At 42.7% G+C, this 25,886-nt stretch carries 23 protein-coding genes; 13 read left to right on the top strand and 10 right to left on the bottom strand.

What is annotated here, in order from left to right; all coding sequences use genetic code 11:
* Positions 1-35 precede the first annotated feature (35 nt).
* Positions 36-2,939, bottom strand: a complete 2,904-nt coding sequence (uvrA, locus tag H6G41_RS20270) for an excinuclease ABC subunit UvrA (RefSeq protein WP_190747975.1) — start codon at positions 2,937-2,939, stop codon at positions 36-38.
* Positions 2,940-3,122: 183 nt separating this feature from the next.
* On the opposite strand from uvrA, the gene H6G41_RS20265 reads away from it, so the two are divergent.
* Positions 3,123-3,836, top strand: coding sequence for a Uma2 family endonuclease (locus H6G41_RS20265; protein WP_190747974.1), 714 nt, complete (start codon positions 3,123-3,125; stop codon positions 3,834-3,836).
* A 111-nt stretch (positions 3,837-3,947) separates the two neighbouring features.
* Here H6G41_RS20265 and purF read toward each other — a convergent pair whose 3' ends face one another.
* Positions 3,948-5,441: an amidophosphoribosyltransferase gene (gene purF / locus H6G41_RS20260; protein WP_190747973.1), complete on the bottom strand. Its 1,494-nt coding sequence runs from the start codon at positions 5,439-5,441 to the stop codon at positions 3,948-3,950.
* Positions 5,442-5,677: 236 nt separating this feature from the next.
* Positions 5,678-8,050, bottom strand: a complete 2,373-nt coding sequence (purL, locus tag H6G41_RS20255; protein ID WP_190747972.1) for a phosphoribosylformylglycinamidine synthase subunit PurL — start codon at positions 8,048-8,050, stop codon at positions 5,678-5,680.
* A gap of 204 nt (positions 8,051-8,254) precedes the next feature.
* Here purL and H6G41_RS20250 point away from each other — a divergent pair, with 204 nt between their 5' ends.
* Together H6G41_RS20250 and H6G41_RS20245 are read left to right on the top strand one after the other, a co-directional pair.
* Entirely contained in the window at positions 8,255-8,509 is a 255-nt protein-coding gene (locus H6G41_RS20250) for a TIGR03643 family protein (RefSeq protein ID WP_190747971.1), read from the top strand.
* A 242-nt stretch (positions 8,510-8,751) separates the two neighbouring features.
* Positions 8,752-8,949, top strand: a complete 198-nt coding sequence (locus H6G41_RS20245) for a DNA-binding protein (protein ID WP_190747970.1) — start codon at positions 8,752-8,754, stop codon at positions 8,947-8,949.
* Positions 8,950-9,020: 71 nt separating this feature from the next.
* On the opposite strand, the gene H6G41_RS20240 is transcribed toward H6G41_RS20245, so the two are convergent.
* The 3 genes from H6G41_RS20240 to H6G41_RS20230 form a co-directional block, all read right to left on the bottom strand.
* A complete protein-coding gene (locus H6G41_RS20240; RefSeq protein WP_190747989.1) occupies positions 9,021-9,749 on the bottom strand; it encodes a chromophore lyase CpcT/CpeT in 729 nt (242 codons plus the stop codon).
* A gap of 236 nt (positions 9,750-9,985) precedes the next feature.
* Positions 9,986-10,606: a hypothetical protein gene (locus H6G41_RS20235; protein ID WP_242037985.1), complete on the bottom strand. Its 621-nt coding sequence runs from the start codon at positions 10,604-10,606 to the stop codon at positions 9,986-9,988.
* A 549-nt stretch (positions 10,607-11,155) separates the two neighbouring features.
* On the bottom strand, positions 11,156-11,641 hold the full coding sequence (locus H6G41_RS20230; protein ID WP_190747968.1) for an allophycocyanin subunit alpha-B: 486 nt from the start codon (positions 11,639-11,641) through the stop codon (positions 11,156-11,158).
* 280 nt (positions 11,642-11,921) lie between these two features.
* Here H6G41_RS20230 and rlmD point away from each other — a divergent pair, with 280 nt between their 5' ends.
* Positions 11,922-13,289 (top strand): 23S rRNA (uracil(1939)-C(5))-methyltransferase RlmD, encoded by a 1,368-nt coding sequence (gene rlmD, locus H6G41_RS20225; protein WP_190747967.1) that lies wholly within the window; start codon positions 11,922-11,924, stop codon positions 13,287-13,289.
* A 424-nt stretch (positions 13,290-13,713) separates the two neighbouring features.
* Positions 13,714-14,169, top strand: coding sequence for an ATP-binding protein (locus tag H6G41_RS20220; RefSeq protein ID WP_190747966.1), 456 nt, complete (start codon positions 13,714-13,716; stop codon positions 14,167-14,169).
* 73 nt (positions 14,170-14,242) lie between these two features.
* On the opposite strand, the gene H6G41_RS20215 is transcribed toward H6G41_RS20220, so the two are convergent.
* Positions 14,243-14,533: a DUF6439 family protein gene (locus H6G41_RS20215; RefSeq protein ID WP_190747965.1), complete on the bottom strand. Its 291-nt coding sequence runs from the start codon at positions 14,531-14,533 to the stop codon at positions 14,243-14,245.
* A gap of 116 nt (positions 14,534-14,649) precedes the next feature.
* Here H6G41_RS20215 and H6G41_RS20210 point away from each other — a divergent pair, with 116 nt between their 5' ends.
* Both H6G41_RS20210 and asnS read left to right on the top strand, forming a co-directional pair.
* On the top strand, positions 14,650-15,018 hold the full coding sequence (locus H6G41_RS20210) for a hypothetical protein (protein ID WP_190747964.1): 369 nt from the start codon (positions 14,650-14,652) through the stop codon (positions 15,016-15,018).
* A gap of 137 nt (positions 15,019-15,155) precedes the next feature.
* Positions 15,156-16,547, top strand: a complete 1,392-nt coding sequence (gene asnS / locus H6G41_RS20205) for an asparagine--tRNA ligase (RefSeq protein WP_190747963.1) — start codon at positions 15,156-15,158, stop codon at positions 16,545-16,547.
* Positions 16,548-17,276: 729 nt separating this feature from the next.
* Here the strand turns inward: asnS and H6G41_RS20200 are convergent.
* Both H6G41_RS20200 and H6G41_RS20195 read right to left on the bottom strand, forming a co-directional pair.
* On the bottom strand, positions 17,277-17,954 hold the full coding sequence (locus H6G41_RS20200) for a response regulator transcription factor (RefSeq protein WP_010997804.1): 678 nt from the start codon (positions 17,952-17,954) through the stop codon (positions 17,277-17,279).
* A 408-nt stretch (positions 17,955-18,362) separates the two neighbouring features.
* A complete protein-coding gene (locus H6G41_RS20195) occupies positions 18,363-18,758 on the bottom strand; it encodes a ferredoxin (protein ID WP_242037984.1) in 396 nt (131 codons plus the stop codon).
* A gap of 403 nt (positions 18,759-19,161) precedes the next feature.
* Here H6G41_RS20195 and groES point away from each other — a divergent pair, with 403 nt between their 5' ends.
* The 5 genes from groES (at position 19,162) to H6G41_RS20170 (ending at position 22,889) form a co-directional block, all read left to right on the top strand.
* Positions 19,162-19,473 (top strand): co-chaperone GroES, encoded by a 312-nt coding sequence (gene groES, locus H6G41_RS20190; protein WP_096644939.1) that lies wholly within the window; start codon positions 19,162-19,164, stop codon positions 19,471-19,473.
* Between the two features lie 110 nt (positions 19,474-19,583).
* On the top strand, positions 19,584-21,221 hold the full coding sequence (groL, locus tag H6G41_RS20185) for a chaperonin GroEL (protein ID WP_190747962.1): 1,638 nt from the start codon (positions 19,584-19,586) through the stop codon (positions 21,219-21,221).
* Between the two features lie 107 nt (positions 21,222-21,328).
* Complete coding sequence (locus tag H6G41_RS20180; RefSeq protein ID WP_190747961.1) at positions 21,329-22,174, top strand: urease accessory protein UreD; 846 nt, start codon at positions 21,329-21,331, stop codon at positions 22,172-22,174.
* An 88-nt stretch (positions 22,175-22,262) separates the two neighbouring features.
* Positions 22,263-22,565, top strand: coding sequence for an urease subunit gamma (gene ureA, locus H6G41_RS20175; RefSeq protein ID WP_190631969.1), 303 nt, complete (start codon positions 22,263-22,265; stop codon positions 22,563-22,565).
* A gap of 18 nt (positions 22,566-22,583) precedes the next feature.
* Complete coding sequence (locus tag H6G41_RS20170; protein ID WP_190747960.1) at positions 22,584-22,889, top strand: urease subunit beta; 306 nt, start codon at positions 22,584-22,586, stop codon at positions 22,887-22,889.
* 57 nt (positions 22,890-22,946) lie between these two features.
* On the opposite strand, the gene H6G41_RS20165 is transcribed toward H6G41_RS20170, so the two are convergent.
* Complete coding sequence (locus H6G41_RS20165) at positions 22,947-23,876, bottom strand: hypothetical protein (protein WP_190747959.1); 930 nt, start codon at positions 23,874-23,876, stop codon at positions 22,947-22,949.
* 294 nt (positions 23,877-24,170) lie between these two features.
* Between H6G41_RS20165 and ureC the strand changes: the two genes are divergently transcribed.
* Positions 24,171-25,886: an urease subunit alpha gene (ureC, locus tag H6G41_RS20160; protein WP_190747958.1), complete on the top strand. Its 1,716-nt coding sequence runs from the start codon at positions 24,171-24,173 to the stop codon at positions 25,884-25,886.

Raw genomic sequence — 25,886 nt, 5'->3', positions numbered from 1 at the left:
TAAGGGCACATATATTGTGCCCTTAACTATATAATTTATTTTTTGGAAACAGGTTGTAATTGCTGTGGTGGATACTGCTTTAAAACCTGACGCAAATATTCCCCAGTGTAAGATTTAGGATTATTTGCTACTTCTTCTGGTGTTCCCGCAGCAATTACTTCTCCACCTTTATCACCGCCATCTGGGCCTAAATCTATCACCCAATCTGCACAACGAATTACATCTAAATTATGTTCAATTACTAAAATTGAATTACCTTTATCTACTAAACGTTGCACTACATCTAGTAATTTGTGAACATCATAAAAAGATAATCCTGTTGTTGGTTCATCGATTAAATAAAGTGTTTTACCTGTAGCACGGCGTGATAATTCTGTGGCTAATTTTACCCTTTGTGCTTCGCCACCAGATAAGGTAGTCGCTGGTTGACCTAGTTGAATATAACCTAAGCCAACATCAAGTAAAGTTTGTAAGCGCGTGACAGCTTTGGGAATATTTTGGAAGAAGTCTAAACTTTCTTCAACGGTCATATTGAGAACGTCAGAAATGTTTTTATCTTTGTATTTCACTTGCAAAGTTTCACGGTTATATCTCGCGCCTTTACAAATTTCACATTGGACGTAAACGTCGGGTAAAAAGTTCATTTCAATGACATTTACACCCTGTCCGCTACATGCTTCGCAACGTCCACCTTTAACGTTAAAAGAAAATTGTCCGGGTTTATAACCTCTGGCTTTGGCTTCTACAGTTTGGGAGAATACATCTCGAATTACATCAAAAACACCCGTATAAGTTGCAGGGTTAGAACGTGGTGTTCTCCCGATTGGTGATTGGTCAATGACTATGGCTTTATCAACAGAATTTAATCCTTTGATTTCTTCTAATTCTTTTGGTAAGGGAACTCTCTTGGTTAAATGATGTTGTAATGCGGGGTAAAGTAATTCGTTAATTAATGTAGATTTCCCTGAACCAGAAACACCAGTAATGGCGACGAGTTTACCTAAAGGAATTTCGACATCGATATTTTGTAAATTATTCCGATGGGCATTTTTAATTATCAAACTCCGCCCATTTCCTTCGCGGCGTTCTGCTGGTGTATGAATTACTTTTCTTCCTGATAAATAAGCACCTGTTAATGAAGCTTCTGCTGTTAACAAAGCTTGTAAATCACCTTGGGCGACAATATGACCGCCATGAATTCCTGCACCAGGGCCAATATCAACTATATAGTTAGCTGCGCGAATGGTTTCTTCATCATGTTCTACAACAATTAAGGTATTACCTAAATCGCGTAATTTGGTTAAAGTGTTGAGTAATCTGCCGTTATCTCTTTGATGTAAACCAATACTTGGTTCGTCTAAAACGTAAAGAACTCCTGTTAAGCCGGAACCGATTTGTGTGGCGAGACGAATACGTTGAGCTTCACCACCAGATAAAGTCATGGCGGGACGGTCGAGGGTGAGGTAATCTAAGCCAACATCAAGTAAAAATTGCAATCTAGCTTTAATTTCTCGCAGGACTAAATCAGCAATTTGAAATTGGCGATCGCTCAATTTTAATTGTTCAATTCTCTGGCGACAATCGCGAATGGAAACGCCAGTTAAATCTAAGATTTTATACTGTCCTAAACGAACTGCTAAAGCTTCTGGTTTTAATCGCTTTCCGTGACAAACTTCGCAGGGCTGATCGATTAAATAATCTTCTAATTTTTGCTTAATTAACTCGGAACCACCTTCATATTGTCTTTGCAGGATAGGAACTACGCCTTTAAAATTCTGTTTCCGTTCAGCTGCGGTATTGGCTTCTTCTCCATACAAAATAATTTGTTGCTGTTCGGGAGTTAATTTACCCCATTGTACTTGTAATTCAAAACCGTGAGCTTGCCCTAAAGCATATAGTAATTCTAAATAATAAGAATTATCTTTTTCTGACCAAGGAGCAATGGCGGCATAAACTGGTGCTTCAGCATCCGGTACAATTAAATCAGGTGAAAATCGTTTTAAACTGCCTAAGCCATGACAATTAGGACAAGCCCCATAAGGTGAGTTAAAAGAGAACAATCGCGGCGATAATTCTTCCATTACCGCCCCATGTTCTGGACAAGCAAAATTCTCAGAAAATACTAATTCTTCTTCTGGGTCATTGGTGGTTTGTTCTTGAGCATGACCGATGACAATAGTGGCAATTCCACCTGATAGTTTGAGACAGGTAGAAAGTGAATCAACTAAACGTTCTTGAATGCCATCTTTTTTAATTAAACGGTCAATAACTACTTCAATTGTGTGATTAAAATTTTTGTCTAATTCAATGGAATCAGATAATTCTCTGACTTCGCCATCAACGCGCACCCGCACAAAACCCTGAGACGCCAAACTTGATAACAGTTTGCGGTGTGTGCCTTTTTTACCTCTGACTACGGGGGCGAGAATTTGAAAGCGAGTGCGATCGCCTAAATCCATAATCCGATCTACCATTTCATCAATGGTTTGCGGCGAAATACAGCGATCGCATATCGGACAATGGGGTTCACCAGCGCGTCCAAACAACAAACGCAAATAATCGTAAATTTCTGTAACTGTCCCGACTGTCGAACGGGGGTTATGGGAAGTAGACTTTTGATCGATGGAAATCGCCGGACTTAAGCCTTCAATTGCTTCGACATCAGGCTTATCCAATTGTCCCAAGAATTGTCTTGCATAGGCGCTGAGGGATTCCACATAACGGCGTTGTCCTTCAGCGAAGATGGTATCAAAGGCTAAAGAAGACTTACCCGAACCAGAAACGCCAGTAAACACGATTAGGCGATCGCGTGGTAATTCTAAATCAATATTTTTCAGATTATGCTGCCTAGCACCCCGAATACGAATTGTATTCTGGTTGAGGTTGCTGGAGTGCGGAAGATGTCCATTTAAGGATTCGGCTAGCTTTTGATCTGACATATCGGCAAGCGGATTGTGAGGAAGGCGTGAAACAGTCCTTAATAATACTATCTTTACTGCGTCTATAATAGAACAATCGTACTGTTTTTCTTGGCAAATCCCGATTCAGCAATGCTGCATAAGCTCAGGATCTGCTAATTTGAAAGCATATTTACCAAAAATCCTGCTGAGGTTATATATAAGATGGTTTACCGTATCCCATCACCAACCCAGTCAGAAGTCATCTACCCGGATAATGATGGACAGCCAGTGGCAAATAACACGATACAATTTCGCTGGATTGTAGAAATTCAACAGAATTTAGATTGGCTGTTTGCTGACGATCCTAATGTATTTGTGGCTGGGGATTTGTTCTGGTATCCGGTAGAGGGACGAAATACAATTGCTGTCACGCCAGATGTGATGGTGGTATTAGGTAGACCAAAAGGCGATCGCTTGTCTTATCTACAATGGAAAGAAGAAGGAATTGCACCCCAAGTAGTATTTGAAATTCTTTCTCCTAGCAATACAGCAGTCGAAATGGACAAGAAATTACTTTTCTTCGATCGCTATGGAGTAGAAGAGTATTACATTTACGATCCAGATAGCCATAATTTGCAAGGTTGGCTGCGTGGTGAAGATGGTTTAGATGTCATCCCGCAAATGGCTGATTGGGTGAGTCCTCGATTAAAAATTAAATTTACGCTGTCACCAGAAGGTTTACAACTCTATCGTCCTGATGGCGAACGCTTTTTAACTTATCAGGAAATTTCTCAACGCTTTGAACAAGAACGCCAACGTGCTGAACTAGAACATGAAAGGGCTGAACAAGAACATGAAAGGGCTGAACAAGAACGCCAACGTGCAGATAGATTAGCCGAACAGTTAAGAGCTTTAGGTATAGAACCAGAGGCTTAAGTTTGATGTTACGCGATCGCTTGTTAAATTTGTCATTTAAACAAAAGAGCGATCGCGCAACTAGCTTGGATGAGAATCTGTCAACCGTCAACCGTCAACCGTCAACAGTGATTAAACTGTCGCCTTCTCTAAAATCAACTTAGAACGCTTCACCTGCTCAGGAATCGCCACAGGATAATCGCCTGTAAAACAAGCAGAACAGAAACTATTAGTATCTTCTCTGGTTGCTTCTAACATTCCTTCCCAGCTTAAATAAGCGAGGCTATCAACTTCTAACTGCTTGGCGATTTCGGCTACTGATTTAGTCGCCGCAATTAACTGATCCTGAGTGTCGGTATCAATCCCATAAAAGCAAGGATGAGTGACTGGTGGCGAAGAAATTCGCATGTGTACTTCCACAGCACCGGCTTCGCGCAAAGTCTTGACAAGTTTGCGGCTAGTGGTTCCTCTAACAATGGAATCATCCACAATCACCACTCGCTTACCTGCTAGCACATCTTTAAGCGGGTTGAGTTTCATCCGCAAACCAGATTCGCGCATGGTTTGAGTCGGCTGAATAAAGGTGCGTCCCACGTAACGATTTTTAATCAATCCTTCACCATAGGCGACACCAGAAGCTTGAGAAAAGCCAATAGCCGCAGGTATCCCTGAATCAGGAACGCCAAAGACTAAATCAGCCTCAACCGCCGATTCGGCTGCAAGTCTCCGTCCTAAACGCATCCGGTAACTGTACAAAGTTTCCTCATGCATCAGGCTATCAGGACGCGCAAAGTAAATCATTTCAAAGATACACAACTTGCGCTGGGATTGTTGCTGCCAAGTAATTGAAGTTAAACCTTCTTCATTGATCCAAACTAACTCTCCTGGTTGGACATCCCGCAGGTATTCTGCACCAATGATATCTAAGCCGCAGGTTTCCGAAGCTAAGACATAACGATCTGGTTCGCCTGCTAATATCCCAATAACTAAGGGACGAATCCCATTAGGATCGCGTACTCCCATTACCCCATCAGGAGTCCCAATTACTAAACTAAAAGCACCTTGACAACGGCGACAAGCTTGGATACAGCCATCTACCCAATTAGCACCTGCATTGACTTGTTCGGCGATCGCAAATGCAATCATTTCTGAGTCTGTTGTGGTTACTAGGTTGCATTGACTTTGCAGCAATTCTTCGCGCAATTGTACAGTATTGACTAAATTACCATTGTGTGCTAGCGCTAATTTTCCTAAACGACTTTCGACTACAGCAGGTTGGGCGTTAACTTTGCGGCTAGAACCGGTAGTTGAGTAACGGGTGTGTCCAACAGCCAAGTTACCTGGTAACTCTTGCAGAACCGATTCATTAAAGACTTGAGACACCAACCCCATATCCTTATGGAGGTGGACTGTTGTACCTTCAAATGTGGCGATACCAGCTGATTCTTGACCCCGGTGTTGGAGTGCATACAATCCAAAGTAAGTTAATTTAGCAACATCTTCTCCTGGTGCGTAGATACCAAAAACACCACAAGCTTCTTCTTGCTTGTCGGGTCGATCTTCTTGATTGATTTGGTTGCTTGATTGTTGGGGGTAGTCATCCATATTGGAATCGTAGGGAATCATGCTAGCTTTGCTCCTGGTGGTGGTGTCAAGTCACTGGGATTAGGCGATATCAAAATTGGCAGTCTTAGAGATTTGAGAAATTTGAGGAAATTTGTATCAGTCTCTAAAATTCGCAATCCAAAATTGATGCGAGTGGAGAGCTACAGTTTTCTTAACAAAACTTTAACTCTCCATTAAAACAGTACCGTAATTATGCTAATTGAGGTTAGTAATTCGGATAGGGGGGATTTTACGAATTAACTAGGGGTAGTTATTTGAACTGCTAACCGTCGAGCGATCGCATCAGAAAAGCGATTGGTCATATCGTTGATACTAGCGGTTATTAAGGTTTGGTTATCAGAGGTTAAGACCCCCAAACCCATCTCTGAATTAACCACAGTGCCTAGTTTTTGCCATTGTTGACCGAGATGTTCCTGTAAGTAGGATTCCCAAATTTCTTGTTGTTCTGAACTCACAGATACTAAAATTTGTCCTCCACCTTCGCCAAATAGCAAGGTATCTAACCTGATTGATTGATTGGCTGGGATATCTAAAGTAATTTGTGCGCCCAAATTACCAGCAATGCAAGATTCAGCTAAAGCCACAGCTAATCCACCCTCAGCACAATCATGGGCTGAACGTATCCAACCAGCGCGAATCCCCTCACGGCAAACTTTTTGAATCCGGCGTTCCGACTCAAAATCCACTTTGGTGGGTTTCCCAGCAATAGTTTTATGAATTGCGGCTAAATATTCGGAAGCGCCCAAATTATCATCAGATGTAGGCAGCACACCTAAAAGGTAAATTGCATCACCAGCACTTTGCCAAGCTTGACCGCAAATTTTGCTGATATCCGGAATTAATCCCACCATACCCACAACTGGGGTCGGATAAATCGGCTGGGGATTGCCTTGAGAATCCAGGGTTTCGTTATAAAGAGAAACATTCCCACCAGTTACAGGCGTAGCCAATTCTCGACAACCTTCAGCTAAACCGCGACAAGCTTCTGCTAATTGCCAATAACCAATTGGTTTTTCTGGACTACCAAAATTCAAATTATCCGTCACCGCTAACGGTTCAGCACCCACACAGCTAAGATTGCGCGCAGCTTCAGCCACCACAGCCTTAGCACCTTCATAGGGGTCAAGATAAACATAGCGTGGATTGCAATCTACCGTCGCCGCCACTGCCGATTTTGCATTTTGAATTTTGAATTTTGAATTTTGAATTTCCTCCAGTGGACGTAAGCGCACTACAGCCGCATCAGCACCGCCAGGGAAAATCACCGTATTATTCTGCACCTGATGGTCATACTGGCGATAAACCCAGCTTTTAGAAGCAATAGTAGGAGTATCCAGCAAAGTTAACAAAATATCACTCCAACTTTGCAGACTTCCATCAATTTCAATCCCCGCAGTATTGCAGGTAGGTAAAGAATCAGCCTTCCATTCCCAAGCTTGGCGCGCATATTCGGGAGGTTCCGCCAACAATTCCCGATGATATAGGGGAGTATTTTCTGCCAAAGCATCCGCCGGAATTTCGGCTGCGATTCCCCCTTCAAACAGAATCCGCACAATGGGTTCTGCAATCACCGTACCCGCAACAACCGCCTGAAGTCCCCAACGGTGAAAAATATCAATTAACTCCTGTTCTCGTCCTTTATGGGCGACAAACAGCATTCTTTCTTGGGATTCCGAAAGCAGATATTCATAGGGAACCATCCCCAATTCCCGCACCGGAATTTTATCTAAATCCAGTTCAATCCCGACACCACCTTTAGCCGCCATTTCTGATGTTGAACAGGTAATACCCGCAGCACCCATATCTTGAGCGGCGACAACCGCACCTGTTTTAAAGGCTTCTAAACAAGCTTCAATTAACGACTTTTCCAAAAATGGATCGCCTACTTGCACCGCAGGGCGATCGTCTATTGACTGATCGCTTAATTCTGCACTCGCAAAACTTGCGCCGCCCATACCATCGCGTCCCGTGGTGGAACCGACATACAGCACAGGGTTACCAATCCCAGAAGCCCCAGATTTGACGATTTCTGGAGTTTCCATCAATCCCAAAGCCATGACATTTACCAAGGGATTTCCAGAATAAGCGGGGTCAAAGTAAACTTCACCGCCAACAGTGGGAACTCCAACACAATTACCATAGTGGCTAATCCCAGCCACAACACCTTGGAACAGCCTTTGAGTTTTCACATCTTCTAAAGAACCAAAGCGCAGGGAATTTAATAAAGCTATGGGACGCGCACCCATTGTAAAGATATCTCTGAGGATACCTCCGACTCCCGTCGCCGCACCTTGGAAAGGTTCAACTGCTGAGGGGTGGTTATGGGATTCAATCTTAAACGCAAGTTCCAATCCGTCGCCTAAATCTACAACACCAGCATTTTCACCAGGCCCAACTAAAATACGGGGGCCTGTTGTGGGAAACTGTTTGAGTAAAGGCCGGGAATTCTTATAACAACAATGCTCTGACCACATCACCCCAAACATTCCGAGTTCAGCTTTGTTAGGGTGTCGCCCTAACCGTCGGACAATTTCTTCATATTCTTCTGGTTTCAAACCTTCAGCGGCGATTTCTTTGGGTGAAAAGGGAGCAGAGGATTGGGCAGTCATGGAAATAATGCACCAAAAGGACAGAGAATTATTCTATCGGTTTAAATGATGCAAATGCAGGTAACTGATCAATAAATTGCTCTTGGGTTAAACCGAGAAGTTCGCCAGTAGCGCCAAGACGCTGACCAAGCTGTCCCTTGCTTACTCCCTATGCTTCCTCAAGTAAAATAGATATAGCTCGAATTGATCTGACAAGCTCTCATCATGAAGTTACCAAATTTTGATCCGCAAACTATTGATCGCATCATTGAAATGGCATGGGAAGATAGAACACCTTTTGATGTTATTGAAACTCAGTTTGGGCTAAAAGAGAAAGAGGTAATTGTCTTAATGCGGCAGCAAATGAAAGAATCCAGTTTCTATATGTGGCGAAAGCGAGTTACCAAACGTAAGACTAAACATTTAAATAAGCGAGAGTTTATTGCAGGTAGGTTTAAGTCACAAAATCAAAAATCATGAACATGAATGTATGATTACCAATGTTAAAGGCAATGGTTCAATTAATTGAAAAAGTGGCGAATGCACCCTCAAACTTATCCTGAATCCAGAAACCCAAAAATAAATTGCTGAAATATTTGGCAGTCATCAATAATTTCGATGCGATCGCTTTCTCATATCTAAACTCCCAAAAGTGCGATCGCGCTTTTGGGATATAAGTTACAGTGCTACAGTAATGGTATCTTCAAGCCTCAGATCAAACCATGAATACCATTACAATCAACATTCCCGATGAGCATTTGCTGAAGTTACAACAAAAAGCTACTCGTCTTGGTATATCAGTAGAAGAATTAGTGTTAATGAGTGTTGAAGAATTGCTCAATCAACCAGAAACATCATTTTCTGAGGCGATGGAATACGTACTCAATAAAAATGTTGAACTGTACAAGCGGCTAGCATAATGCGCTATCTGACTTTAGAAGAAGTCTTACAACTTTACAAAAATAACAGGGTGCATCAGCACCCTTGATTTTTATGATTGTTTAACTGATTTAACCTTGTTTCCCGCTTGCTTTTTCCTGTTTAGGAATATTAAGCCAGCACCGGCGATCGCAAATCCGGCTAAAGGTGAAGACTCAGGAACCGTAGCTACGCGCTTAAAAGTTATAGGGGTAGCAACCAACAACTGACCACTGCTGTTAAAAATTTGGTCTAACGAGTTGATGCTGTTAGCTTGAATAGAAATGTCGGATACCACCTTACCGCCAGTGATTGTTGGACAACCTGCTGGTGCATTATTTCCCACATAGCGATTTGGTTCATAGGTGAGATTGACACTACAAACAGCAGCAGCAAGATTATTCTGGCTAATAATTCTTTGGGATGGAGGGCGATCGCAAATTCCACTCAAACTGCTGGAATTGATAAAGCTACGAATACCCAAGTTAATCGTACCACTGCCTAAGCCAAAGGAATAAAAACGGACTCGGTTAAATACAGGACTTTGCTGTTCCAAATAAACACTTTCTGTACCATCAGTCCCACCACCAGCTAATTGCACTGAACAATTCCGCATATTAATCAATGGTATTGCTGGATTGCTGGCTACATTTTGAGAATTATCAAATTTTCCGGTAAACCACTGGATTACTTGTTTAAGCTGGTTTGAAAGCGGTGGTACATTAGCAGCAAGACTCTGTTGGGGAAAAACAAATCCAGCCAGTAAAAACGTTAAGGTGCAAGCCTTCAGTTGATTCATCATCTCTATTGCTAGTTAATCTCTCTTCACCAATTTTCGGATTAAATTAAGCAAATCTTAAAGGAATATGGACGATAAATCTACTGTTTAAAGTTTTTAATTTGAAATAAAAATGCAACAGATGCTTAATACCACAACATTGTTATGGTATTAAGCATCAATTGATTAGACCCAAACAAATATTATTTGAAATTGCTCCAAATAATATTTAGATAAAATTTCCATCTTGGCGGCATAATTTATTTCACACTAGTAGCTTGCAGATTCTCCAAAATCAAATTAGCCCTTGGTGGAAAGCCATCACCATATTCTACTGGGAACTGGGTAATGACATAGAAAACTTTATCATTTTGCTGACCAATGTAAACATTTCCTACAATATCTTTACCTTGATTGAAAACAATTTTTTCTTTCGCCCAAGGATAGGTAACGCTTTGTTCTCGGCTCACCACCTGCCATTTATTAGTAGCAATTAAACCATTTTGTCCATTGACAAAGCTTTTTAACTGATCCAATGTTTTGACATCATTTAAAAAAGCAATGTGAACATAAGCGTTATCATTTCTGCTACCGCCAAAATTCGCAATAAACTTGACTCCTGTACCTTCACCAGAACTCAAACCTTCAGCTATCAATTCTTTGTCAGGAAAGTAGGTGGTAAATAAGTCGCTGTATTGGTCATACAGTTTGAGCGTAACGGGAACTTTTTCCCCTTCTACAGTAATAGTGGCAGTTTTAGTGGCTGGTCTATTGCTGGTTGAGTTATAACTGGTTTGAAGCCCAGTAGGTGTAGGTGAAACACTAGCATCTGAGGACAGTTGGTTATTGATTGGCGCTGTACAACCCAAAGATGATGTCAATAGGATTGCTCCAATCAGGATATTTTTAGGATAAAGATGCATAATCCTGAATCTAAATTGATGTTTACATAATGTAAGACTGTGTGACTTAAATTACAGTTCCTATCGCTGCGATGTGCTTTTTCCTTGGAATCGCAAGAAATTGCTTAAACAGATACAGGCGGGCTGTGACCATCCAGTGATAACAATCACAAGCACTCATGATTAAGATCGTCTCTCAACCAAGAGCAAGCTGCAATACTTCCTTATAACTGAACTCTAGCCGAGTCATTAATAGGGAACACAATATTTGCCGACAGTCTTTTATCGAAGACTGTCGGTTTTTTGTTGTTTGGTCAGTTGTCAGTTGTCAGTTGACGGTTGACCGTTGACTAAGCATAAAATTTCCCCACAAATGGTTGATAACTTGACAGAGAATTTGCCAGAGCCACAACCTGTTGTGGGGATAGTATGATCAAATTGGAAATGTTATCGATTTTGAGTACTGAGATTTAGCACTCACGCTCAGTAGATAAAAAGTCCACTACTTGAAAGCGCGCACACTTTGTATCAAGACATCGCTTGAATAATGTAATCAAAGTATGGTGCTGCTTCTGCCGCATCTTCTGCACTAAGTAAGTCAAGGGAGGCTTTTTTGAGAGAAGCGATCGCTTCTACCATTCCAGGTACGGGAACGCCCAGTGAATTGTACATTTCCCGCACACCAATTAAACCGATTTTTTCAATTGGCTCTTTGTCGCCAGCAAGTACGCCATAGGTAATCAGGCGCAAATACCAGCCAAAGTCACGAATACATAGAGAACGCTGACGTTCGCCGTAAGCGTTGCCACCAGGAGAGATAAAGTCAGGACGCTTCTGCCATAATTGTTTGGTTGCTTCCTGAACAATCTTTTTTTCGTTCTCAGCTAGGGTGCTAGCAATCCTTGTGCGCTTTGCACCGGTTTGCATAAAAGCTTGGATGCTTTTTAGTTCACCACTGCTGGGATAACGCAGTTCGTCGTCGGCTTGGAGAATAACTTGGCTAATTACAGTCATGATTATTGCAATCACGCGAAATATTATTTGCTAGTTTAACGACTCTGAGGTACACAAGTGAAGGGCTAAAAGCCGGTATGTATTGAAATTACACGATTGAAAATGTAAATCGGGGAGCAAGACAGCAGGGAGCAGGGAGCAGGGGGACAGCAGAAATAGATAAATTCCCAATGCCCACTCGCCCTGAGCGAAGCCGTACCCTACGGGAAGCAAGCTACGCGTAGCGTCTCGCAGAGAAGGGATGCCCCATACCCAACAACTGATAACTGACAACTGACTAATGACTAATACAATTTGGCAACAGGGTGAATTAATTGAAGTGACGATCGCGGATTTGAGCGACACTGGTGATGGTGTCGGCAGATATGATGATCGCGTAGTTTTTATTCCTGATACTGTGCCAGGCGATCGCGCGATCGTGCGGTTGGTACATGTTAAACCGAAATACGCTCATGGTAAGTTGCAACAGTTATTGCAACCATCGCCCCACCGTCAACGACCTAGTTGCATTGTGGCTGATAAATGTGGCGGCTGCCAATGGCAACATATTAATTATGAGTTTCAATTAGCGGCCAAGCGCAATCAAGTTATTCAAGCCTTGGAACGCATTGGTGGGTTTAAACAACCACCCGTAGATCCTGTACTGATCCCGCCCTCTGATTTGGGATATCGCAACAAAGCTACATATCCCCTAGATAAATCAGCTACAGGACAGGTACAAGCTGGTTACTACCAAAAAGCTAGCCACCATTTAATTAACTTAAATCAATGTCCCGTCCAAGATTCGCGATTAAATCCCATACTGGCGGAAGTTAAGCAAGATATTCAAAATCGAGGTTGGCAAATTTATCACGAACAACGCCACCAAGGGCAAATTCGCCATCTTGGGTTACGTATTGGGCGGCGTACAGGGGAAATATTGCTGACTTTGGTTGTCAAAGACTGGAATTTACCAGGAATCGAAGCCCAAGCCCAAGAATGGTTAAAACGCTACCCCAAATTGGTGGGAGTGTCCTTAAATCGCAACTCTGCACGCACAAATGCAATTTTTGGCCGGGAGACTCGCTGTATTGCGGGTATGGCATATTTGCGAGAAAAATTTGCTGATTTAGAATTCCAAATACTACCCGATACGTTTTTTCAGGTTTATACTGAAACAGCAGAGGCACTGTTGGGAGTAATTCAGTCAGAGCTGAATCTCCAAGGGTATGAGGTGTTGGTGGATGCCTACTGTGGAATTGGCACTTTAACTTTGCCCTTGGCGAAACAAGTCCGTTTGGCAACCGGGCTAGAAGTACAGCCAGAGGCAGTACAACAAGCAATTTTGAATGCGCAATGCAATGGAATTAATAATGTCAGCTTCCACACTGGGGCAGTAGAAAAATTGCTGCCACAGATGGAAAATGTACCAGATGTGGTATTACTTGATCCGCCCCGAAAAGGATGCGATCGCTCTGTCATTGAAACTTTACGGCAAGTGAAACCATACCGAATTGTTTACGTCAGCTGTAAAGTATCTACCCTAGCTCGTGACTTGCAATTACTTTGCCAAGATAAGCTTTATACGCTCAAACGAGTACAGCCAGCGGATTTCTTCCCCCAAACTTCTCATGTAGAAGCAGCGGCATTTCTTGTGTTATCACATTAAAACAGGGGTACTACCATCTTGACAAAAAACTCAAATTTTAAATTTGTAGTCTATTGCATAGTAAAAATGCTAAAATTGAATTAAGCTAAAAATAAGTTTGAATTTCTTTAAAAAACTGAAGTTGCATAGGCTCTAAAAATTATGAAACAGATTGTTTCAATGGCAAATCGACCCGCAGACAGAACATAAAATGCTATTTATAAATCCCAGCATTTTTTAGTTCCTGACTGTATTTAGAGTTTTCTCTGAGCCGATTTAAATATTCAGCAATCACCATTCATAAATGGAGTCCATGCTCCCTAGCATTTTCAATATTTAGTTTTAAAGACGCAAGTTTGAAGGCAACATGACCACCTCAACTTTTATCAGGGTGCCTGAATAGCAAACTGATGTCTAGCTAACTGAAAGCTATGGGGTTTCTCTTGTGATTACCATCTCGCTCCGTCCAGTTGGACGTTATTGGGGCACTATTAGTTTTGCCTCAACTCTGTACCTGTGTCCCATCTTAGATTTACTCTTGGCAGAAATTCCCGAACAACTACAAGCAGAACTGCGCCTTGGGCTGCAAGAAGCTCTAGTAAACGCAGCCAAACATGGCAATAATCTCGATCCTAGTAAAACAGTTGTAGTTCGCTTTTCGTTAATAGATAATCAATATTGGTGGGTAATATCAGACCAAGGCAGAGGCTTTGCACCCGCTGCTGATGCTGATTGTGATACCGATCCAGTAGACTATCTGCCACCAGACGAAGCAGAAAGTGGTCGAGGCCTTTGTCTTCTCCATCAAATTTTCGATCAGGTAGAATGGAACCGCAAAGGCACAGAATTAAGACTTTGCAAACAGCTAGAAACTCGACCTCGGCTATCTCTGCGTCGATAGGGAAGGATTTGGAAATTGATATTTTTGTCTTGTCTCCTTCATCCCCTCTGCTTCCTCTGCTTCCTCTGCGCCCTTATTCGGCTGACTTCTTCTCCCCATGACTCGGACAGGGGGGTGCGGAAATAGAACGATCTAACCAACCAGTGGCTTGTTCTAATCTAGCGAGTGCTTCTTGTGGTTGATCTTTTAAAAGAAAGACAATTGCGGCTGCTGCTTGTTCTCGTGCGCGAGAATTGCGGTTAGACTTGAGGCGATGCCAATCATTAGGGGAAATGCTGAGCCTCTCCATAAGCGCTTGGGCTAGTTCCAAAGTGCTAAATTCATTCAGTTGACTGGTTTTGGGCAGCTGGGTAGGTTGAGACATGACTCTAAGTGCTGAGTACTAAATGCTGAGTGCTAAGTTCTGAGTGAGTCGATAGTCTAAATTTAGGCTATTGACTATTGGCAGACTCACATTTAATCATAGTTTACTATTGCAAAATGAAGCCGCCTCAACAGTTTTCTCATTCTTCGCCAGAGGAACATTCCGACTCAGAATTTGCACAAGAACTGCAAGAAGTAGAGCGATCGCTTGTCTCCTTAAAAGAACGTTACACTCAAGTAGAAAGCGATCGCGAACATAAATTACAACTACAACAGCGTCGTCAAGACTTACAGCAATCTAAAAACCCCACCTCCGAAATCAAAGCCGAGTTACGGCAGATTAAACAGCAGTTGGAAGTGCTAGAAATAAATCTAGAAAGCCAGTTATTTTCTTGGCGTAGTTTCAAGAAACCTTTCTGGCAAGCCGTCCGCTTTGGAGGAATGGGCGTTATCATAGGCTGGATATTAAAGTCCTGCGTAAGATGATCTCCAGCGGACAATTTTGTAGTCACTGTGTTGCGCGGGTTTCCTGTTGTCGCAGGTGGCATGATTTTAGCTGGGGATAATTGTTAAGATTTCCTCATCTCCGTATTCTTGACGTTGCTAAAAATAAGTTGTATAAGATGCTGAACCGACGGATTGCAGAAATATTACGTAGTAGTCAACCTGATGAGTCCCTCTTAGTTCAAGGCTGGGTGCGGACAAAACGCGAGTTGAAGGGATTTGCTTTTATTGAAATTAACGATGGTTCATCCTTAGCTAATTTACAAGTTGTGATTAACGAGGATGTACCAGATTACGAAACTACTATCAAAAATTTAAATACAGGTGCGGCGGTAGAAGTCGCTGGGGTTTTAGTCGCTTCCCAAGGTAAAGGACAGCGAATTGAACTCAAAGCCGAGAAGCTGAAAGTTTACGGGGAAGCTGATCCCGAAACATACCCATTGCAAAAGAAACGCCACTCTTTTGAATTTTTGCGTACTATCGGACATTTGCGATCGCGTACTAATTCCTTTGGTGCAGTTTTTCGCGTTCGTAACGCTTGTTCCGCCGCAATTCACCAATTTTTCCAAGAAAGAGGTTTTTTGTGGGTACATACGCCCATCATCACCGCTAGCGATTGCGAAGGCGCAGGTGAACTTTTCAGCGTCACCAGCTTGGATTTAAAAAATATTCCCCGCACAGACAACCAAGCCATAGATTACAGTCAAGACTTTTTTGGTAAACCCACCTATTTAACCGTTAGCGGACAGTTAGAAGCTGAAGTCATGGCGATGGCGTTTGGTAACGTCTACACCTTTGGCCCCACCTTCCGCGCCGAAAACTCCAACACTTCCCGCCACTTAGCAGAATTTTGGATGGTTGAGCCAGAAATGGCTTTTTGCAATTTAGAAGAGGATATGGATTTAGCTGAGGCGTTTCTCAAATATATATTTGAATATGTCTTGGTAAAATGTCCAGAAGATATGGAATTTTTCAATCAACGAATTGATAATTCTGTATTAGCAACAGCCGAAAATATTATTAATAATCAATTTGAACGCCTGACTTATACAGATGCCATCAAGCTATTAGAAAAAGCCGATGTGAAGTTTGATTATCCTGTGAGTTGGGGCTTAGATTTACAATCGGAACACGAACGCTATTTAGCCGAACAATTGTTTAAAAAGCCTGTGATTGTTACCGATTACCCAGCGCAAATCAAAGCTTTTTATATGCGCCTCAGCGATGATGAAAAAACCGTGCGTGCAATGGATATTCTTGCACCGAAAATTGGCGAAATCATCGGCGGTTCCCAACGGGAAGAACGTTTAGATGTTCTCGAACGCCGTGTTATATCCCAAGGAATGAAACCAGAAGATTTGTGGTGGTATCTTGATTTGCGGCGTTACGGTACAGTTCCCCATGCAGGTTTTGGCTTAGGTTTTGAAAGACTTGTGCAATTTATGACGGGAATGGGAAATATTCGGGATGTCATACCCTTCCCTCGTACCCCGCAAAATGCGGAGTTTTAATTTCGTACAAGCCGCAAAGGCGTAAAGTAAGAGGATACATAAAGCAACAAAAATTCCCTATTTTCTCTACGTCTTTGCACTAAGGACACTTTGCTCAAGTTGGCAAAGCCGCCCATGCAAGTGTCCTCCTCTGTGAGAGATAAATATGAAAATCACCCCTACTTTGTTGAGGGGTGATTAGTTTATATTTATGGTGCAGTAAAATGAGGCGATGCTGACCTTAACTCAGATATAAACAAGCAAGTGCTACCTATCGATAATTGTCATATCTCTCCATCATCATTTCAGCCAATCTGGGGCAAATTTGTATCATCCATCAAGCTTGCCCTAAGTCAAAGGCCGTGAATTAATCAAAGCAGAGAGAATTATCAATTTGTGAGCCAGAAAATACTAATAACAGTCCACAGGCAAACTCACCAATTTTACCCAAAAATTGATAGTGCGGGTGAGGATTCCGCATTGTATTTCATCAAAATGGTAGAGTTGCCAGATTCAGGGAACTAAGACTCGATTGTGAGTTATGAATTATGAAGTAGCAATTAGGAAATTTAATCTTCAGCTTCACAATTCATAAGTTATCAATCTGGGAATTAGATGCAAAAGTTGTACAAATTAGGTTGAGATTTTATCGCTAATTCATCTTGTGAGCAGAAGGATACCAAGGTAAACTATCAGCTATCAGCAGTCAAGTATACAGTTAAAAGCTGACGGCTGAATGCTGATAGCTATTTACGCCATTTGATTTTCAATCGCCCACCGCGCTAGTTCAGTGCGGTTATGGAGATTGGTTTTGCCCAACATATTGGACACATGGCTTTCAACGGTACGCTGACTGACATTTAATTCTTCAGCAATTTCTCGGTTAGCTAAACCCCTAGCCACAAACTGTACTACTTTCAGTTCGGTAGGAGTTAGCTGTACATCGAAGGGAACCTGGATGCGGGAACCATTTTCCCCTCCTTTTGCTTGGTGTTCTTTCCAACGGATAGTTTGCTTCAGGGAAGATTCTACTTGCGCTACGAGTTCTTCTGGTTCAAAGGGCTTGACCATATAAACGTCAGCACCTTTATTGAGACCTTTAACTCGGTCTGCGCTTTGTCCCTTAGCTGAAAGGAATAGAACAGGAATCCAGCTAGTACGTTCATTTTGCCGGACTTGTTCTACAAAAGTGTATCCGTCCATTTCCGGCATCATCACGTCGCAGATAATCATATCTGGAACATCATGCTCTAAAATTTCTAGAGCTTCTCTTCCGTTTTCGGCGGTGATGACTTCATATCCCCGGAATTCCAAGTAATCCTTCACCAGCAAGATGAGGTTAGGGTCATCATCAATCAGTAGAAGTCGTTTGTGATCTTTCATGCTGGGCTCTTTCATAGCAGTGGCACTTGTCGCGCTTCGGTCCATCAAGGTCTTGTATATTTATCCTCTATGGTGGATTATTTGAGATGTTGTCTTTCCCACTTAACTTGCCTAGTACTTGTCGGAAGTTTTACCAGTGAAAACCACTGTTTAGGAAACTACTAACTTATAGGCGTTAGTCCAGTAAGGATACGTAGAGCAGTAGTAATTATAATGCGTTATTATATATCGCTTTGAAAGTGGCGGGTGAAAAAATGCTGATTAAATAATAATCCTTCCGATTCACAAGATCAGTATTGGCTGAAGATGACCCTAGCTCAAAACCAACCACCGCTTCAGAGCGCTTACTACTTTACGAAATCCTTCGGATGTTAAGCCGCGATCGGATATTCACAAGCAACCAGAGAAGTTTCTGGCAACCGATGGGTTAAAAATGCATATTCTTCCACCACCTTATTGCCTATCAAGTGTTTGGGCGATCCGCTCGATCGCTTCCTGATTTGCTTGAAGATACCAGACACCATCCGGGTAAACCACCATTATCGGTCTAGAACCAGAAACCCGCAAGCTATTGACTTGAGTTTTCAAGGTAAAGGTACAAGTGGGATTACTGTTTAGCGACTGATATAGCTTGGGCTTGGGCAATCGCCTTTTTAAGTATTCCCCGGATTCCAGACTAGCTTGTTTTGAGCAGCAGTGGCTAACTGTCTGTTCAGGACAAAGGGAAATATGTCTTTGAATCTTTGCAATTCCTACAGTTTCTACACAATTAGGCCAAGCTTTATTGTCTAGAAATTGAGTGGTTTTGGGGATTTTATGGCTGCACTGGATCACTGTATTGTCACTCATCGAGCGGCTCCCTGATTACAGTTCTATAACAATTTCCTAGCTTTGCAAATAAATTTGTTGATATAAAAATATTCGTAACTTAAGAAACAGAACCTGAAGTTTTACAATAAATAAGTATTTATACTTAAGTATATGTTTGAAGAGTATCGATAAGTGGCTATTGGGCATGGGGCATTGGGCATTGAGTATTGGGTAATTTGTCATTTTGTCATTTTGTCATTTTGTCATTTGTGATGGAGCGTAGGGATTTGTGATTTACTCTTGCTCCCTTGTCCTCCTTGTCCCCCCTGCTCCTCTGCCCCTAGTTCGGGAACCCGTACACAAGGAAATGTTGCCATTGTACGCTGGTCTTCGGTAAATTAGCACTCAGGAGTTGAGAGTGCTAACTCTGGAGAAAATTAATATGGCAGCAATATCTTTAAGCGTTTCTACAGTTAAACCATTAGGCGATCGCGTTTTCGTGAAAGTGAGCGCCTCCGAAGAAAAGACCGCAGGTGGTCTATATTTGCCCGATACCGCTAAGGAAAAGCCCCAAGTAGGTGAAGTAGTCGCCCTTGGCCCTGGTAAGCGCAATGATGACGGTTCTCGTCAAGAACTCGAAATCAAAGTCGGTGACAAAGTTCTTTACTCTAAGTATGCTGGCACTGATGTCAAGCTAGGCACTGAAGAGTACGTCCTGCTTTCTGAAAAAGATATTTTAGCAGTTGTGAGCTAATTAGGTCTTGGAAGCTGTGGCATGGCGATCGTGCCCCATTCCCCAAGATCTATGACCAAAATTTACAGACAAACTTGATTTACTTGACTTACTCCCTCAATTAGACACCTATGGCAAAGCGCATTATCTACAACGAAAACGCCCGTCGCGCCCTTGAGCGAGGCATGGACATTCTAGCAGAAGCTGTGGCAGTTACCCTTGGCCCTAAAGGTCGTAACGTCGTGCTAGAGAAAAAATTTGGCGCACCCCAAATCGTCAATGATGGTGTCACCATTGCCAAAGAAATTGAATTAGAAGACCACGTTGAAAACACTGGCGTATCTTTAATTCGCCAAGCTGCTTCTAAGACTAACGATGCTGCGGGTGATGGTACCACCACAGCTACCGTTTTAGCTCACGCGATCGTTAAGGAAGGCTTACGCAACGTTGCTGCTGGCGCAAATGCAATTTTGTTGAAGCGCGGTATTGACAAAGCTACTAATTTCTTAGTAGACAAAATTGCCGAACACGCTCGTCCTGTAGAAGATTCCAAAGCTATTGCTCAAGTAGGTTCAATCTCTGCTGGTAACGACGAAGAAGTCGGTCAGATGATTGCCCAAGCAATGGATAAGGTAGGTAAGGAAGGCGTAATTTCCCTAGAAGAAGGGAAATCCATGACCACCGAATTGGAAATCACCGAAGGGATGCGCTTTGACAAAGGCTATATCTCTCCTTACTTTGCAACCGATGCAGAACGGATGGAAGCTGTCTTCGATGAGCCTTTCCTCCTATTAACCGATAAGAAAATCGCTTTGGTACAAGACCTCGTACCCGTACTTGAGCAAGTAGCGCGTGCTGGTCGTCCTTTAGTAATCATTGCTGAAGATATTGAAAAAGAAGCTTTGGCAACTTTGGTAGTTAACCGCCTGCGTGGTGTGCTGAACGTAGCTGCTGTTAAGGCTCCTGGATTTGGCGATCGCCGCAAAGCTATGCTGGAAGATATCGCTATCCTCACCGGCGGTCAACTGATCACCGAAGATGCTGGCTTGAAGCTGGATAACACCAAGCTAGATAGCTTAGGTAAAGCCCGCCGCATCACCATTACCAAAGACAACACCACAATTGTTGCTGAAGGTAACGAAGTTGCTGTTAAGGCTCGGATTGACCAAATCCGTCGTCAAATTGAAGAAACCGAATCTTCCTACGACAAAGAAAAACTGCAAGAACGCCTAGCTAAGTTGGCTGGTGGTGTTGCAGTTGTGAAAGTCGGTGCAGCTACTGAAACCGAAATGAAGGACAAGAAGCTGCGCTTAGAAGACGCTATCAACGCTACTAAGGCTGCTGTAGAAGAAGGTATCGTTCCCGGTGGTGGTACAACCCTCGCTCACTTAACTCCTCAACTGGAAGAATGGGCTAACAGCAACCTCTCCGGTGAAGAATTAACCGGTGCGTTGATTGTTGCTCGTGCTTTACCTGCTCCTTTGAAGAGAATTGCTGAAAACGCAGGTCAAAACGGCGCTGTAATTGCTGAACGTGTGAAAGAAAAAGAATTCAACGTTGGCTACAACGCTGCTACCAACGAATTCGTTGACTTGTTTGATGCTGGTATCGTTGACCCTGCTAAGGTAACTCGTTCTGCACTGCAAAACGCAGCTTCCATCGCTGGTATGGTGTTGACAACCGAATGCATTGTAGTTGATAAGCCTGAACCTAAAGACGCTGCACCTGCTGGTGGCGGCGGTATGGGTGGCGGAGACTTCGATTACTAATACTTTCTAGCCCCCTATTTGTCAAAACAGCTGCTTCCCTTGCGGAGGCGGCTGTTTTTTTGTGTTATTAAATCGCTGAGATATTATCCCTGCTGCTAGACAAAATTATGAGTGAAATTCTCGAACAAGAAACTGTTAATACTTGGCATGGCAAACTTAATTTAGTCTACGCCGATCGCAAAAATACCACCCAGCTAATTTACAATCACCAGCAAGCACCGCTAAAAGTACAGCGTCCATTTTATCCAGAAGGTGAAAAAGTCTGTCATAGCGTCATTTTACATACAGCTGGGGGAGTTGTGGGAGGCGATCGCCTTTCTCTCAATTTTCATCTCCAACCCCAAGCCCAAGCATTAATCACTACAGCCGCAGCAAGTAAAATCTACCGCAGCAACGGACAGCAAGCTAGACAAATTATCGATATCAAAGTAGATGCTGGCGCTTGTTTGGAGTGGTTACCCCAAGAAACAATTTTGTTTAACAGTGCGATTTATCGGCAAGATTTACGGGTAGAATTAGCAACCGAAGCCAGTTGGTTAGGCTGGGAAATTACCAGATTAGGGCGCAGTGCTAGAGGAGAAAAGTTTTTGCAAGGAGAATGGCGATCGCATACCGAAATTTGGCAGCAAGGTGTACCCTTGTGGATTGATCGCCAATATTTACCCGGTAGCGAAGAGGTTTTTCACAGTCCCCACGGCTTGGCTGGACAACCAATAGTGGGTAGTCTAGTTTGGGTGGGTAATCCAGTTGACTCAGAAATAGTGGCAAAAGCCCGCAATTTATGGGATGGTGCAGGAGAGGTGGGGGTGTCGCGACTACAACATGGACTTTTATGTAGATATCGCGGTGCTTCGTCATCTGAGGTGCGAAACTGGTTTACGTCTGTTTGGCAGATGCTACGGGTTAATTTTTTGAGTCGTGGTAGCTGTGTACCTAGAGTTTGGCAGGTTTGAATGAACCGCCAAGAACGAGGCAGTGCGTTGCGGAGGTTCCCTCCGTTGTAGCAACTGCCGTGCCAAGAACGCCAAGAGGGAGAGAAGAATGCAACTTACGCCGCAGGAAAAAGATAAGTTGTTAATTTTTACTGCTGCTTTAGTGGCAGAGAGACGTAAAAATAGAGGTTTGAAATTAAATTATCCAGAAGCAGTTGCTTATATTTCTGCTGCGATTTTAGAAGGTGCTAGAGATGGGCAAACTGTGGCGGAATTGATGAGTTATGGCACTACTTTGTTAACGCGAGATGATGTGATGTCAGGTGTGCCGGAAATGGTGCATGAGGTGCAGGTTGAAGCAACTTTTCCTGATGGGACAAAGTTGGTAACGGTGCATAATCCGATTCGTTAATTTGTAAGGGAGTAAGGTATGATTCCTGGGGAAATTATTCCGTTAGATGGAGAAATTGAATTGAATGCTGGGCGTGAAACTATTAAATTCCTAGTAGGAAATACAGGCGATCGCCCCATACAAGTTGGTTCACATTTTCATTTTTTTGAAGTTAACTCAGCCTTAAGTTTTGATAGAGAACAAGCGAGAGGAATGCGCCTCGATATTCCCGCAGGTACAGCAGTTCGCTTTGAACCAGGGGATGAAAAAGAAGTAACCTTAGTTCCCTTGGTTGGTACTCGTCAAGTCTATGGCTTCAACGCCAAAATTAACGGAAGTCTCTAAACATATGCGCTGCCTTATGTGTTTTAAAAATCATACAGATAAATTACATAGAAAATTCTAAATAATTCCGCGCCCTTCTCTCCGTTTCAAGTAGGCGGCCAATTGGGCAGGTGATTTTAACTTAACAATTTGCTGGCATCCAGTATGAGGACATGCGAGAAAAAACATATCTAGAGCAACACCTGAATGATTAAATTTTTCTCGTAAAATCATGGGTATATGATGCACTGGACAAAGTATTTCATCATCCTTTTCTTTCAGATGTGACTTGATGCGAGAGATTGTTGCTTTCTTTACAGATGTATCATGAAAGATTGTAGAAAGTTGTTGGTTAGAAACTTGAAATTCAAAAATATCAGACTTATGAAGAAAGCCTACATCTTTAGCTGTAAAGCTCTTTGTTTTTTTGCATTGTAGAGGCAGGTTATTATTGTAGAAACCAGTACAAGACCAAAAAAAGTCACTAAGTTGGTAAAGACTACCATCAAGACGCTTTTGGGACTGCAAAATCATCGATTTTCCACAACTGCATTTTTTATCTAAAACAACTTGACCCATATGAAATTGCAGTATATGAACCTTATCACTTCCTAAATTGGAGGTTTCGTAGTTTTCAGGACTTGCAGATTGTTCTTCAGCAATTTCTTCAGATTTAAGTTCTTGATATTCGTTAAATTTATCAGTTCGTAAAAGCTCTAGTTCTTGCTTGCGTTCTTGATCTCGCTGGGGTATACGTCCGTCACGTCTTTCCTTACGTTCGAGTTCAACAACCTCGGCATCAACTATCTCAATTTCCTCAGTTACATCTTTCGCAGTCTTATTACTATAAGAACTACTTGTATGTTGATTTGAAGATTCTTTTTTGCTGCGGGAGTTAGTCCAATTACGAATGACCTTTACGGTATGACGAATAACCTCTACGGCAGTACATCTCACAAACTCTCTGAGGACGGTAGTACCAGCAGCAAATAGTGCTTCAAGTAACATATAATTGAATGTTGAATCTAATTAAGGTTTACATGTAACTCTAGATAATGCAGACTAAACCTGCTTTCTTAGCTTACCCGTGTAAATATTGCATTCTAATCTGTATTTATACCGATTTTTTTGAGTAAATTACCTAAATATTCTTCCTTTCTATTAATTTCAGTTTCGTAAATTAATATTTATTTCTCTAAATTAACCGTCATCGGAAAATATCAAGCTATACAAAAATTCTCACTTAGCTTCTTCAGGTTGCTGAAAAATATTTAAATCAACACCATTACCAGGAGTGGCATTATGCCTTACAGAATGGATCGCCGTGCTTATGCAGAAACCTATGGGCCGACAGTAGGCGATCGCGTCCGACTTGCTGATACAGAATTATTTATTGAAGTTGAACAAGATTTCACCACCTATGGCGACGAAGTGAAATTTGGTGGCGGTAAAGTTATCCGCGATGGAATGGGACAATCCCCCATTTCTAACGCCGATGGTGCTGTAGATTTAGTCATTACAAATGCTTTAATTCTGGATTGGTGGGGTGTAGTTAAAGCCGATATTGGGATTAAAGACGGCAAAATATTTAAAATCGGTAAAGCGGGAAATCCTTATATTCAAAATAATGTCGATATTATTATCGGCCCCGGAACCGAAGCTTTAGCTGGGGAAGGGATGATTCTCACGGCTGGAGGTGTGGATTCCCACATCCATTTTATTTGTCCGCAACAGATAGAAGTTGCGATCGCATCCGGAATAACTACCATGATTGGCGGCGGTACAGGCCCCGCTACAGGGACAAACGCCACCACCTGTACCCCTGGCCCTTGGAATATGTACCGGATGTTGCAAGCGGCTGATGGGTTTCCCGTGAATTTAGGATTTTTAGGTAAAGGTAACGCCAGTCAACCCCAAGGACTTGTGGAACAAGTACAAGCTGGTGCAATGGGGTTAAAGCTGCATGAAGACTGGGGAACCACTCCCGCAACCATTGACACTTGTCTCAGCGTCGCCGATGAGTATGATGTACAAGTGGCAATTCACACCGACACCCTCAACGAAGCCGGATTTGTTGAAGATACGATCGCAGCTTTTAAAAATCGTGCTATCCACACATACCATACTGAAGGCGCAGGGGGAGGACATGCACCAGATATTATCAAAGTTTGTGGGGAGGCGAATGTTCTCCCATCTTCCACGAACCCCACACGCCCTTACACCCTCAACACCTTAGACGAACACTTGGATATGTTGATGGTATGTCATCATCTCGATCCTGCGATCGCGGAAGATGTCGCTTTTGCTGAGTCTCGTATCCGTCGGGAAACCATCGCCGCCGAAGATATTTTGCACGATTTAGGCGCGTTTAGCATGATTTCTTCCGATTCCCAAGCGATGGGGCGGGTAGGAGAAGTAATAATTCGTACCTGGCAGACATCTCATAAAATGAAGGTGCAACGAGGAATCCTTAACCCACAAGGAAATGAGCAAAGGGCAGACAATTTTCGAGCGAAAAGATATGTCGCAAAATACACCATTAATCCAGCCATTACCCACGGGATCGCCCAGTATGTCGGCTCGGTAGAAGAGGGGAAACTTGCAGATTTGTGTTTGTGGCGACCAGCGTTTTTTGGCGTAAAGCCAGAGATAGTGATTAAAGGCGGAATGATTGCATGGTCGCAAATGGGCGACGCTAACGCCAGCATTCCCACACCGCAACCAGTACACATGCGACCGATGTTTGGTAGCTTTGCAGGGGCGCGTCACGCCACATCATTAACTTTTGTTTCCCAAGCGGCGTTAGAAAGGGAGATTCCCAGTCAGTTTAGTTTGAAAAAATCAGCCGTAGCAGTTTCCGGGACACGCCAAATAACTAAGCGGGATTTGAAGCTAAATGATGCGCTACCCCAGATTGAAGTAGATCCAGAAACCTATGAAGTTAGGGCTGATGGCGAATTGTTGGTTTGTGAACCTGCGACAATTTTACCAATGGCGCAAAGATACTTTTTGTTTTAG

Source organism: Tolypothrix sp. FACHB-123, from assembly GCF_014697075.1.
GTDB lineage: Bacteria > Cyanobacteriota > Cyanobacteriia > Cyanobacteriales > Nostocaceae > Aulosira.
Note: the sequence above shows the minus strand (reverse complement) of the source record. Positions and strands in the feature narration are given on the sequence as shown.

Excerpts from the sequence above, each read along its gene's own strand:
- H6G41_RS20180 (WP_190747961.1), top strand. The coding sequence starts at position 21,329 with ATGAGTGAAATTCTCGAACAAGAAACTGTTAATACTTGGCATGGCAAA.
- purL (WP_190747972.1), bottom strand. The coding sequence starts at position 8,050 with ATGACTGCCCAATCCTCTGCTCCCTTTTCACCCAAAGAAATCGCCGCT.
- asnS (WP_190747963.1), top strand. The coding sequence starts at position 15,156 with ATGCTGAACCGACGGATTGCAGAAATATTACGTAGTAGTCAACCTGAT.
- H6G41_RS20170 (WP_190747960.1), top strand. The coding sequence starts at position 22,584 with ATGATTCCTGGGGAAATTATTCCGTTAGATGGAGAAATTGAATTGAAT.
- purF (WP_190747973.1), bottom strand. The coding sequence starts at position 5,441 with ATGATTCCCTACGATTCCAATATGGATGACTACCCCCAACAATCAAGC.
- H6G41_RS20200 (WP_010997804.1), bottom strand. The coding sequence starts at position 17,954 with ATGGACCGAAGCGCGACAAGTGCCACTGCTATGAAAGAGCCCAGCATG.
- ureC (WP_190747958.1), top strand. The coding sequence starts at position 24,171 with ATGCCTTACAGAATGGATCGCCGTGCTTATGCAGAAACCTATGGGCCG.
- uvrA (WP_190747975.1), bottom strand. The coding sequence starts at position 2,939 with ATGTCAGATCAAAAGCTAGCCGAATCCTTAAATGGACATCTTCCGCAC.
- H6G41_RS20250 (WP_190747971.1), top strand. The coding sequence starts at position 8,255 with ATGAAGTTACCAAATTTTGATCCGCAAACTATTGATCGCATCATTGAA.
- H6G41_RS20165 (WP_190747959.1), bottom strand. The coding sequence starts at position 23,876 with ATGTTACTTGAAGCACTATTTGCTGCTGGTACTACCGTCCTCAGAGAG.
- H6G41_RS20240 (WP_190747989.1), bottom strand. The coding sequence starts at position 9,749 with ATGATGAATCAACTGAAGGCTTGCACCTTAACGTTTTTACTGGCTGGA.
- groL (WP_190747962.1), top strand. The coding sequence starts at position 19,584 with ATGGCAAAGCGCATTATCTACAACGAAAACGCCCGTCGCGCCCTTGAG.
- H6G41_RS20245 (WP_190747970.1), top strand. The coding sequence starts at position 8,752 with ATGAATACCATTACAATCAACATTCCCGATGAGCATTTGCTGAAGTTA.
- ureA (WP_190631969.1), top strand. The coding sequence starts at position 22,263 with ATGCAACTTACGCCGCAGGAAAAAGATAAGTTGTTAATTTTTACTGCT.
- groES (WP_096644939.1), top strand. The coding sequence starts at position 19,162 with ATGGCAGCAATATCTTTAAGCGTTTCTACAGTTAAACCATTAGGCGAT.
- H6G41_RS20265 (WP_190747974.1), top strand. The coding sequence starts at position 3,123 with ATGGTTTACCGTATCCCATCACCAACCCAGTCAGAAGTCATCTACCCG.
- H6G41_RS20195 (WP_242037984.1), bottom strand. The coding sequence starts at position 18,758 with ATGAGTGACAATACAGTGATCCAGTGCAGCCATAAAATCCCCAAAACC.
- rlmD (WP_190747967.1), top strand. The coding sequence starts at position 11,922 with ATGACTAATACAATTTGGCAACAGGGTGAATTAATTGAAGTGACGATC.
- H6G41_RS20230 (WP_190747968.1), bottom strand. The coding sequence starts at position 11,641 with ATGACTGTAATTAGCCAAGTTATTCTCCAAGCCGACGACGAACTGCGT.
- H6G41_RS20210 (WP_190747964.1), top strand. The coding sequence starts at position 14,650 with ATGAAGCCGCCTCAACAGTTTTCTCATTCTTCGCCAGAGGAACATTCC.
- H6G41_RS20215 (WP_190747965.1), bottom strand. The coding sequence starts at position 14,533 with ATGTCTCAACCTACCCAGCTGCCCAAAACCAGTCAACTGAATGAATTT.